The sequence below is a fragment of the Desulfobulbus sp. genome (assembly GCF_030824455.1).
In the GTDB taxonomy this organism is placed as follows: Bacteria; Desulfobacterota; Desulfobulbia; order Desulfobulbales; family Desulfobulbaceae; genus Desulfobulbus.
Genome location: NZ_JAVBXR010000046.1, coordinates 1 through 11,079 on the forward strand (window position 1 = coordinate 1; position 11,079 = coordinate 11,079).

The 11,079-nt window shown below is 58.8% G+C and carries 7 protein-coding genes and 1 pseudogene; all 8 read right to left on the reverse strand.

Features of this window, described 5'->3' with window-relative positions; all coding sequences use genetic code 11:
* Nucleotides 1-1,297, reverse strand: a pseudogene (locus tag RCH93_RS07430) (hypothetical protein); the annotation flags it as partial.
* A gap of 238 nt (nucleotides 1,298-1,535) precedes the next feature.
* Entirely contained in the window at nucleotides 1,536-2,099 is a 564-nt protein-coding gene (locus RCH93_RS07435) for a hypothetical protein (RefSeq protein ID WP_306547705.1), read from the reverse strand.
* 115 nt (nucleotides 2,100-2,214) lie between these two features.
* Entirely contained in the window at nucleotides 2,215-5,685 is a 3,471-nt protein-coding gene (locus RCH93_RS07440) for a mechanosensitive ion channel domain-containing protein (RefSeq protein ID WP_306547706.1), read from the reverse strand.
* Between the two features lie 132 nt (nucleotides 5,686-5,817).
* Nucleotides 5,818-7,692: a triacylglycerol lipase gene (locus tag RCH93_RS07445; protein ID WP_306547708.1), complete on the reverse strand. Its 1,875-nt coding sequence runs from the start codon at nucleotides 7,690-7,692 to the stop codon at nucleotides 5,818-5,820.
* 129 nt (nucleotides 7,693-7,821) lie between these two features.
* Nucleotides 7,822-8,664: a MipA/OmpV family protein gene (locus RCH93_RS07450; RefSeq protein ID WP_306547709.1), complete on the reverse strand. Its 843-nt coding sequence runs from the start codon at nucleotides 8,662-8,664 to the stop codon at nucleotides 7,822-7,824.
* Between the two features lie 83 nt (nucleotides 8,665-8,747).
* Nucleotides 8,748-9,740: a DUF4105 domain-containing protein gene (locus RCH93_RS07455; protein ID WP_306547710.1), complete on the reverse strand. Its 993-nt coding sequence runs from the start codon at nucleotides 9,738-9,740 to the stop codon at nucleotides 8,748-8,750.
* A 123-nt stretch (nucleotides 9,741-9,863) separates the two neighbouring features.
* Nucleotides 9,864-10,538 (reverse strand): DUF3313 domain-containing protein, encoded by a 675-nt coding sequence (locus tag RCH93_RS07460; RefSeq protein ID WP_306547711.1) that lies wholly within the window; start codon nucleotides 10,536-10,538, stop codon nucleotides 9,864-9,866.
* A gap of 104 nt (nucleotides 10,539-10,642) precedes the next feature.
* Nucleotides 10,643-11,079 (reverse strand): lipid-binding SYLF domain-containing protein (locus tag RCH93_RS07465; protein WP_306547712.1); only part of this gene is annotated, 437 nt, incomplete at its 5' end.

Sequence of the window (11,079 nt, forward strand, 5' to 3'; positions counted from 1 at the left end):
TCGAATACCAGACGCCCTGATCGCAGCAGTAGTAACTACCGTTGACGAGAAAGACCGCGCTGGCGGAATTCGTGGCGTACTGGACGGTGGTGGATGGAATGGCTTGGAAATTCGGTTGTCCGTTGTAGGCCACCTGCACCTGAGCCGGCGCGTTGACGTCCATTGTGGTGGTGTTGGGGATGGAGGCCAACAGGACCGCGTCTTTCGCGTCAGTTGTGCCCGGCACCGAGGCCTTGACAAAGGCGGCGGGATCGTTGTCCGGGATGTGGGAAAAATCCGAGGGCAAATCGTTGCTGGCGTTCGACCAGGGGCCGTCCAGACTGGCGGCGCGGAACCATCGGCCTGCGGTCAGAAAGAAGTATTTGCCGTCTGCGGAGTTGAGGAACGCCACGCTTTCGGTGTTGTTGATCCGCAGCAGTTTGGTCCCTGGGATGGGGCTGTAGGTCGGTTCCCCTTGGGTCAGGATCATTTCCGCCGGTTCCTTGCTGATCAGGACCACCGGCGGATTTTTGTCCGGTTTGCCGGGAATCTGCTTGCGGACGTCGTCCCAGTTTTCGTTGGCCGGCAGGCTGGACAATCCAACCGGCAGGGAGGTCGTCGAGACCCATGGCCCGTTGACCAAGTCCTTGGTGCTCAGCCAGCTCTCCTGGTTGAGGAGAAAATATTCCTGCAGGGTCGTGTCGTAAAAGAGATCCCAGTTGGTGTTGGCCACGAACATCAGATCGGTTCTGTTGGCTTCAACCGGCTGCAGTTTGGCCTCTCCCAAAATCATCACTAAAATGGCCGGTTTGCGACTGAAGAAGATCTTCGGCGGGTCCATGTTCAACTCGACCGGAGCCTGTTGCCGCTGCTGAGCCGGATCGAGATAGGCCAGGACCCGATCAAGCGAGACGGTCGTCGCCTGACCGAAGGGTTGGATTTCCTCGACCACGCTGCGCAGCGCCGCCGCTTCCGCCTCGGTGGTGTTGGGAAACCGGAGTTCCCGTTTCTTGGGAAGGATCGCCACAACCCGGGCGGCTTGATCGACCACAGTTTCGGCATCCCACTCGGCCACGCCGAACGTTTCTTTTTTCGATTTTCCGTCTTTGACGGCAATCGCGAACCGGGCGTGAATGTTCTTGTAGTCCTGCCAGGAATCGATCTGCGGTTGATAGATGGTCAGTTCCTTGCCGTTTTTCGCGATCACCCGCGGCCAGCCGGGATCATTGGGAGCCGCGGCAGGACCGGGGGCGGCCAACGCCGTCCCGGAGACCATGAGCAACAGCATCAGCAGGATGAGAATGTTAGGCGTTTTCATCTGACTTCTCCTTGCTACCAGGTAAAAAGATTGACCCATTCAAGAGCGTCGTGGGCATGGCGATGTTCACTAACCTCATCTTTCTATTATGATTAAAGGCCGCCTGAAGGCAACTCCTTTCAGGCGGCCGACCGTGAAATTGTGCGCAGGACAGATCGGCATCCTCGGCGTCGAACGCATCCAGGCGCCGCCGCTGCTCTGCCGGGCCAACAATCGCATCAGCCTTACAGGGCTCGTGTTATTTCACCGTTCGGACGGCAATCGCCAGCGCCTCGGTGTAGGTAATCACAATGGTGTCGCCGACCTTGACCTTGTCCAGATTGGCCGGATCCGCAACCTGGACCACCACGACGTCGCCGTCGGGTCCCTTGAGGGTGACGGTCTCTCGCGCCTTGTCCAGATCGAGAATGTCTGCGGTCACGGTTGTTTCGCTTTCCTCGACATATTCCGGCTTCTCGCCCGGTTTCGCCCGGCCGACCATGCCCCTGACCTCGTCCCTGACCTCGCCGGGTTTGGCCATCCGCACCGCAAACGATTCATAATAATCCACCGCCACCTTGTCGCCCACGCGGACTTGCGGCAGATTGACCACTTCCTTGCCAACATGCACTTTCCGGACGTCGCCCTCCGAGCCCCGGATGGTCACCACCCGTTTTTTCAGGTCGATTTTTTGGACAGTGGCCGTCACGGAGGTCACATTGGCTCGTTTTACGTTCAGTTCTTCCTTGGGCGCAGGCTTTGCACAGGCCCAGACGCTCACCGCCACCACCAACATCAGGAACATCGCTTTGTAGTTCTGCATGCTTTTCTCCGTTTACTGTGAATAGTTAAATAGTTAAACCGGTTTTCCGGCATCCCACTTTTTGGGCCGCGCCGTTCCCCGGACGCTTGAACACCATGTTGCTTGCCGCGAGGCTTCAATCCGCCACCGCCGGCACAGGCGTGTCCCCGTCGTCCGCATTCTCCTCCCGCACGACCCTGACGACAAGGGGTTTGACCGTGTCGAGGTGCACGTCGCGCTGCGGGAAGGCCAGGGAGATCTGGGCCTCCCGGAATTTTTGGTCAATCACCTGATGTAAAACGCTTTTTGCCGCCACCCGGTTGTCCACCGAACCGATGAAGCACCGCAGCGTCAGGAGCAGGGCATTGTCGCCGAAGCTGTCAAAGGTGACAACAGGCACGGGTTCTTTGAGCACCAGCGCATTTTCTTCGGCCGCCTGCTTCATCAAGGTCATTGCCGCCTGCACGTCGCTGCCGTAGGCCACGCCGACCGGCAGCAGGATACGGATCACCGGATCGGAAAGCGACCAGTTGAGCAGTTGGCCGGAAATGAATTCCTTGTTGGGGACGAGCAGTTCTTTGCCGTCGAAATCGCGGATGGTGGTGGCCCGAATGCGGATGCGGGTGACCACGCCGTCGGTCGAGCCCACCGTCACCACGTCGCCCACCCGAATAGGACGTTCAAACAGGATGATCAGGCCGCTGATGAAGTTGGCGACGATTTCCTGGAGGCCAAAACCGATGCCGACGCCCAAGGCCGCAACCAGCCATTGAATCTGCGACCAGCTAAACCCGAGGATTTCGGCCATTGCCGTCAAGCCGGCGCCGCCGATCAGGTAGCGGGACAGGGTCGTAATGGTGTACCGGCTGCCGGCGCTCATGCCCAGATGCTGGAGCAGGACAATCTTCAGCAGCGAGGGGAAACGGCGCGTGGCGGTCAAGGTGACGATGCCGATAATGATGGTGAGACCGACGTCGGCCAGGGTGACGGGGATCGAGGTTGCCTGGCCGTTGACCACAGAGGCGTATTTCCAGAGGGTGAATTCATCAAAGACCCGCAGCGCCGGCAAGACGTCGGCCCAGACCAGCCAGAGCGCGCCACAGGCGCTAAGAGCCGTGAGGGTGTCGAGCAATTTGCGGCTCTCGGTGCTCAACTCAACCAGATCCTCGGCCGGTTCTTCAACCAGCTCGGATTTTGTTTCGCCGGCGCGTGGACCGGTTTCCATTTTGGCCTTGGCCTTGGCCTTGGCCGAAGCGCTGTGGCCCTGGGCCTTGTGAAGGGAAAGCCTGCGGCTGGATTGGATCAGCCAGTGCTCAATCAGCTGGTGACAGACCACCAAGCCTAAACAAACCCAGATGCTGTTGATAAGACTGCGGATCAGAGCGCCGACCGCGCCAATGTATCCGGCCAGGACCAGCCCGCTCAACGCCAGCGGGAGGAGCATGATGCAAAAGAAAAAAAGCGGATAGATGCGGGCAAAAAGCTGATGTGAATGCAGGTGTAAAAAGTGCTGGCACACTCCGGTCTTGGGATGGAGAAGACGATAGAAAAAGAAGAGCAGGATGCTCAGGGTCCCGATTAACAGCAGCCGCCCCAGGGGATACCCGCCCCCTGCATGATAATTGGCTAAAAACGTCACCTGCGTAATGAAGACGGCCGGTAGGAAGCTGATCATCAGAAAGCCGGCTTCTCGGCGCAATAAAATCATGGTCCGCTTCGGCCAGTGGAAAAATCCGTCTGCCAGGCCATGGGGCAAAAGCAGCGTCCGCAACCAACGGAGGAGGAAGAAACGGTAGGCCAATCCGATCAGGCCGGTTGCAATCGCCCGGGAAAACTCGGTTGTTTCCTGCAGGGTCTGCACCTCCCCTGCAAGGATTAGGAGCAGCAACGGACCGGGCAGGGCAAGCAAAAACGTCAGGACCACCGCCTGGATGGGCAGAGAAAAACGATAGGAAGCAGGGTTGCCGGCAAGACCGACGGTTGTTTCGATCCGGGAGAGAAGGCTCTTTCGGAACCAGAGGATGCCCGCTGTTGCCAGGCAGGCCAGAATGAAGATCGGCGAGGTGACGGCCTGGGCAACCAGCAGCTTGCCGGTGGTGAGCCATGGGCCGGGAGTGACCAGCGCGGCGGCTTCGCTCGGCAGATTGTAAAAATCCTTCCATCGCATTGCCGGCGTGCTGCGCATCCAGAGCAGGCGTTCAGCGAGAAAGGCGTCAAACGAGGCAACCGTGACCATAAACTGACGGTAGAGGGTTTCAAGCTCGGCGAGCAGGCCAAGGGAGCTTTGATTGGCGATGATTATCTTGTCGAGGAGCTCCCTTCGACTGGTCAGGAGCGTTTTCAGTTCCTCCGAAGTCGTGCCGAGTTCGTCCGGAGCAATGCCCTCGGCCAGCTCGGCGGCATACCGGTCAACATCGTCGAGCTTCTGCCGCTCTTCGCTCAGCTGCACCTGCAACAGGCCAGCCTCTGCGATTGCGGTTTGATTGCCGGCGACTTTTTTGCGCAGAAAACGTGCGCTGGGAAGCGTTCGTCGCAGGTCGTGCAACATCAGGCCAAGGGCTTGATTCAAACCGGCCAGTTCAATTTTTTGCTTGGTGGTTTTAAAGTTCTCTTCGAGTCTTTTCGACTCTTTGTCGAGGGCGTCTTTTTCCGCGGCAAGGTGTTCCTGGGCTGCGGTCACGGTCTGCAGGTTGTCGCCCAACTCGGCGTTTCTCGCCGCCGCCTGTTGCAGCACCGGTGAACTGTCAGCCACCTGCCGCATCGCTTCTTTGGCCGCATCCATGCTTTGGGTCGCTTCCGCCTGTCGTTTGCGGTTGACCTGCGCCTCCAGCTCTTGCATCTGGGAGCGGGCGCGTTCCAGGCGGGCCGCCGCTTCCTCGCGTTGGATGTTTGCCAACTCCACCAACACCGGCATGCTCACCAGTTCCTGGTTCAGCATGTTGGTTTCGCTGTGCAACGCTTGGATCTGCGTCTGTTGCAGCCAGGTTCGGGCTTCCGTTGTCTGCGGGGATTCGTTGTCCGGGGCAGGCGCTTTGAGCGCGGCGAGCAATGCGGACTCGTTTGTTTTTATTTCGGCAAGCCGTTGCCCCGCCTTGACAGGTCGTTCATTCTGGGCGGCAAGTTGACGGGTCAAGGCGGCGGCCTCCGCCTCGGTGGCGGTGTAACTGGCCTTGGCTTTCAACAGCTGCTGCTCGATCTCCTTGAGAGGAACGCTGTCAAAACGATCCTCCGCCTGTTCTTGCGCCGGGGGCTGAGGGTCCGGCTTGTCCAGCGTCGCTCTGATTTTTTTGATTTCCGCCGGCGTTGTCTCGATGGATTGCACAAATTTCTTTGCCAGTCCGTCGTGGGCTGCCGCGGTCGCCAAATTGTCGAGGCTCTTGCGGTAGTATTCAAGGAGGGCGTTTTTTGCACTCTCTTCAAGGCCGGGCGCCTTGGCGGTTTCCTCGATTTTGGCCTTGAGGACCTCAGGGGCAACGAGCAATTGCACGTCTGTTGCGGTTTGCGCATTCTCTGCCGTCTGCCCTTCCCAGGCCCAGCCGCACAGGACGACCAGCAACAGCAGGGCGAGGCGGGCAAGGGTGATGAGGTTGTTTCTCAAGGTCGGCATATGCTCCATCTGCTCACAGCAAAGAACAAGGGACAGGCCAAGATGCGGCTGAAACGCGCCAGGCGTCTGAGGATTTTGCGCAGTCGTCTGGGATAACGGTCAACGCTCCCGTCGCTGCATTTCCGTGCGCCCTCAATGCGTCTTCTCCGGCGACTGTTGATTCGCCTGCAGATGGGCCAGCAGAATGCGGCGGACCTCTTCAATCACCAGCGGATGGCCCTGGCAGGAGTGACCGGACCGCACCAGAAATTCCGATTCCACATAGTCCACATGGGCGCTGGCGTATGTGACCACGCCGTCGTCGCCCTCAGGCGGGATGTCGTCGCCGTCGATGGCCACGATGGAATTGCCTTTGACTCCCGGGGCGAGGGGGATCTCCGCCATTGTCTTGATCGTCGGGTTGTCAGGCGACATGGCGTCGAGGCTGGTGGTGGCGATGAATTGCTGCGCCTGGGCCTCGGGAATGCCCATTTGAGCAACGGTTTTCATGAGGTTGGCCGTTGATTGCAGCACCCCCTTAGGGAGGGTGATCATCTTGAGCACCAGGGTGCGGACCCAGTTTTTGGAGAGAAAGCTGCCCCGGTGGGGGGTGGAGATGAAGATCACCCGCTTGACAAAGGGCAAGGCCGTAAAGACGGCCTCTTTTTCGAGACGAGTGCGCTCTTCGTCCGTAACGTCGAGTTGGGCCAGCGTTTTCCCGGTGGCCATTTTCACGAAGGCGTCGCCGGTGTTGGTGGCGGTCAGCTTGGTGAGCAATCCCCCTTGGCTGTGGCCAATAATCACCATTTGGCGCAAAGCGGCGTTGGTGCCCTTGGGATCGACCTGCTGCACCTGTGCGCTCAGCGCCTCGCGCAGCTCTTGCGCCGAGATGCCGATCCGCTTGCCGCTGTCGTAGAAAAAATTCCAGAACTGATATTTTCGATTGATGACGGTATCGGCGCGGAGGGTGTTGGCCAATTCCGCCCAGGCAACGGGACTGCTGAAGGTGCCGTGAACAAGGACAATCGGGATCTTGTCCGGCTCATAAGGCTGCATGTAGAACAGGCCGGATTTAATATAGCCCGTTCCGTGGAGAAATTCGTTGAACCCCAAACCCTGGACATACGGCTGGTCGATGGTGTACGCAAGTTGCGCGGTAACATCCCTTTCCAGCGGAATTTTTTGGCCGCCTACCGTGGTCTCGGTTTGGTTGTAGGCCGAGTACAATTCCAACGCGCCGGTGCAGGCGCCTGTGTCGATCTCCTGCAAGGTGCAGTTAAACCGCAGGAAAAGGGTTCCGGGGCTGGAACGGAACATGGGCGCCTCTGCCGGTTTCTTTTCAACGGCAATGATCGGCGCACCCATTCCCGCTTCCCGGTTTCTGCGGCTTAACCCCCTGACGCCGAACTTGTCGGTGGAGACAAATTTTTCGAACTGATCGAGATGTTGGTGGAATGGCCTGGCGTCTACGGAAAAGGCAAAACGGCCGACCGGCAAATCTACTTGGGCGGGAGCAATCTGGAGATTGCCGTCGGCGTCGGTCAGGGCTTGGGCCAGACTGTTGTTGTACAGATCGCAGGCAATCCGGAATCGTCGATCAAAGGGACTGGGGGGCTCCAGCCAATCCTTGCCCAACAGATACAAATAGGCGTAGAGCGCCGAGGCAAAGAAGTGGGGACGCGCCTTCTCAACCCCGCCTTGCCGTTGCCGCATGGCGATGAAATAATTGAGCTCGGCCAGGGCAAAGAGCAGGTCGTTGCGGTAATCCTTCTCTGCCTCGTGATGGAGAAAGGCGAGGACTTGCAAGGGGGCTTCGCCAAAGGCCTGCACCTTGTCGTAGCGGGTCAGGACATCTTGGGAGAATCGGCTGTAGTCGTCGGCGCTGACCGCGCTCACCGCGATCTGGGCGTAGGTCTCGCGGGGGTCGTTTTGTTGCACCCCCACGATGGTCGCGCAGCCGGCGAGGCCGAAAGCGGCAACGACCAACAGCAACAGCCCTGCCCAGGGCAACCTGGCAAGACGCCTCATTGGTTGACGCCATGGCGTTTGCATCTGCTGCAACACCGGGTGTATGGGTCGCACAAGGAAAGCTCTTGCCATTGTTGCCGCTCCTTCTAGCGTGGTTCGATCAGGTCAACAGCCTGTATTGGAGAAAAATCACCACAGGATGTAGCCCACGCCGATGCCGCCGATCCACTGGGTCGAATCTCCCTGCTGGTCGACAATCGGGCTGTCGCCTGGATCGCCGGCGATGGTGGAGGCGCGAAGGCCGACGCTCATCAGCCAGTTCTTGCTCAGATAGATATTGGCGCCGACAATGGCATAGTATTCGTTCAGCCCGCCGTCCGCGGTAAAGAAGGGCAGCCCGGACGTACCGACGTTGTCGGCGTCGACCCCAAAGTAGTGATCAGCGTATTTGTCGTCCTGATAGACAATGCCGGCGCTGAGGCTCAGATCAACGGGTTTCGCCACTGGTTGCCAATACCGGGCGCCGAGGTTGGCCCGGAAACCGTCGCTTTCGTCCCCGACATCCTGATAGACTTTCGCCCCGAGGATGAACCGCTGGCGTTTCTCGGTGGCGCTGACCCAGACGATGTCGGCAAAGGCGCCTGCTTCCACGGTGTCGTCGATCTCTTTCATCCGGCTGACCATCGGGTCGTCGATGCTGTCGTCACGGCCAAAACGATAGTTCAGCAAGGGGCCGAAACGAAACATCTCGTCGTCGAGGACATTGACGGTCAACTCGTTGGCGATGAGTTGGACATAGCGCTCCTGTCCTTTGAAGGTATAGCGGAAAAATGGGGCCACGCCGAAGGTGTAATCGTCGGAGCCGGTGTAATCGGGCACCATGCCCACGCCCAAACCGATCACGGAGGGGGTGTTCTCGAAATCAAGATCGATGAACCCGGCGGCCTGAACCGACGGGCAGGAAAGAATCGCGGTGGATCCTGCAAGGACGCCGACGAGCGCCAGTTCCTTGATGTGCAATGCTCTTCTCATTGTTTGCTCCTTTTTTGGTGTGGAACGCAACCATTCTCATGGTTTGCAAAATTTGACTTCTTGTGTGCTCTTCCCTTGGCCTGCTATTGCCGCAGGCCCATCCCTGGCAGTCCCTCGCGGATGCGCAAGGAGAAATCGGGGTCCTGGTCCGCCGCTCTGGCCTTGGGGTTGATGACGCTTCGTTGTTTCAGCTCCGCAAAAGGCAATGACGCGTCCAGCGTGCCCTTTTCGTAGGCCAGCTCGTCGGCATAGCCGTTGGCCAGCAGCCGCCAGTCCCAGAAAACTTTGCGGAAATACGGTCGGGTGTGGCCGCGCAGCACCGAGGTGCAATTGGAGAGCAGGGCGTTGTACCATGCCGGCCTGTCGTGCAATCGGTTGATGGCCCGGAAATAGTCGAGGAACACTTCGCGGAACAGTTGCTTGTCGCCCTGAATCCGGTACAGATACGTGGTTTCTCCCTGCCGGTAATTGGTCCGCAGCCGCACCACATCCCGCTCGTCCGCCACCACGTAGGTCAATTCATACTGGCGAAAAAAGCCTCGCAGGGTGGAATACCCCTCGCCTCGCTCCTTCCGGGCTTCAATCGAGATCGCGACATAATCGCGGTTGTTGAAACCAAAACTGAGCATGGTGTGCACCACGCTCTTCAATCCCCAATCCACCAGGTAGAGATCGACGCTGGTCAGCGCATTGAGATCAAAGGTTTTGTCGTAATGGCGAACAGTGAAGTCGGTTTCGCTGCGATAGTCGCAGTTGCGGATATTATGAATGGTAATTCTGTCGCCCTCGATGGAGGCAGAAGGCAACAGCGCCAGGTCCGGTTGCCAGTCGCGACTATTCGAAGGGGCTCTCAGCAAAAAAGCGGCCAGCGCCAGGACGAACAGCGCCGCAAAGCCGGCCGCCGCCTTTTTCCAGGTGGGGGCAAGGAAAAAAACAGCAAGCGACGCCGCCGTAAAACCAACGGCCGCCACCATGCGCCAAGGACTCGGGAGCGGCCCGTAGTATAAGGACAATCCTCCCCAGCCTATCAAGGGCAAGGCAAAGAGCAGGGCAATGAGCGCGCGGCGGTCACACATGTTGGAAATTCATGTTTATCTGCGAGATGGATACAAGCAACCACTGGAAAGATGGACATCCATCTTTCCAGTGCTCCTTTGTTCCCCAAGCGAGCGCTCTCGCTTTTGGCCTGCGAACGGCAATTACTTGGCTACCCCGTGGGCGTTGTCCAAGGTCACCCGCAGCCTTTTGGCCCAGAACTCGAAGGCCTCCTTGGTGGCGCCGAGTTTGGAAAAGCCGCTCATCTTCGAACCGTTGAAGGTGTCGACGCCGGCGGCGAGCCGCTCGTTGGTGGTGGAATCAAGGAATTCCACTTCCATGCTGGCGCCGCCCACTCCCGTATAGGCGCCGGTGGTCGCTTTTTTAGCCACGCTGACCGCCAGACCGATCGGCAGCACCGTGGTGATCCCGCTCATGGCCGGATTGCTGGTCTCGACGTTGGTGACCGCCAAGCGAATCCGGAGCACATCCGGCCCTGGTTCGGTGACCAGCGGATAGGCCGTTCCCAGAGCCTCGAACACGGCGCGGTGGAAGGTGTCGGACAACTCCTTCAATTCGCTGGCCTGCAGCCCCTGGCTGGCGGCGTCCTTCTTGAGGTAGAACTGCGCCTCGTCCAGCATCACCCGCTTGTATTTTTTCAGATCCATCCCCGGCTTGGTGTAGACCTGATCAATGCCCTCAGCCGGTCCAGGCTGGAACTGCGGATATTCTTTGAGGAAACCGGTTGGAGCGTCTTTGGGCGCCGCAGCGCAGCCGGAAAGAAAAAAACCTGCCAGTACAATGACCAACCCCTTGGTTATACAATGCGTCTTGTTCATCGTTCACCTGTTTGAAAGCAAATGTTGTCGGGTAATTGCGGCTCTGCTGCAAGGCTGATTCCGCGGACGGTGCCACACGGTCCGCAGATCGCGGTACAGTCCTTTTATTTGTCCGGGGTAATCTGGGTAATCTTGCTGCCCTGAATGCCAATGCCGGCCATCAGCCCCTTTTGCTGAAAGATAAAGGCGTAAATGCCGGATTTGGCGGTGGTGGTTGTGAGCGAGCGGGCGACTCCTTCATCGACGACGACAATGCTCGGGCCGACGCCGATTTCCCACCCGTTACTTTTCTTGAGATATTGCAGCCCTTCATTGTCGACGAAAAACAGGGCGTAGCCAAAAGACTGTGCCCCTGCCTGCAAGCCGTATGAGGCGGCCACTGTTCTATAGTAGCCCGTGGTTTTGTTGCCGACGCGGAGCGCGCCCTCGCCGTATTGGCCGCCGACGATCAGCCCGGCCTTGACCACGTCGGGGAAAACCAGGATGCCTTTGGCGATTTTGGCCATGTTTTTTGCGGCGGGAGTGGTCCGGTAGAGGGCCT

Coding starts and splice junctions, on each gene's coding strand:
- RCH93_RS07435 (WP_306547705.1), bottom strand. CDS start 2,099: ATGCAGAACTACAAAGCGATGTTCCTGATGTTGGTGGTGGCGGTGAGC.
- RCH93_RS07440 (WP_306547706.1), bottom strand. CDS start 5,685: ATGCCGACCTTGAGAAACAACCTCATCACCCTTGCCCGCCTCGCCCTG.
- RCH93_RS07445 (WP_306547708.1), bottom strand. CDS start 7,692: ATGAGGCGTCTTGCCAGGTTGCCCTGGGCAGGGCTGTTGCTGTTGGTC.
- RCH93_RS07450 (WP_306547709.1), bottom strand. CDS start 8,664: ATGAGAAGAGCATTGCACATCAAGGAACTGGCGCTCGTCGGCGTCCTT.
- RCH93_RS07455 (WP_306547710.1), bottom strand. CDS start 9,740: ATGTGTGACCGCCGCGCGCTCATTGCCCTGCTCTTTGCCTTGCCCTTG.
- RCH93_RS07460 (WP_306547711.1), bottom strand. CDS start 10,538: ATGAACAAGACGCATTGTATAACCAAGGGGTTGGTCATTGTACTGGCA.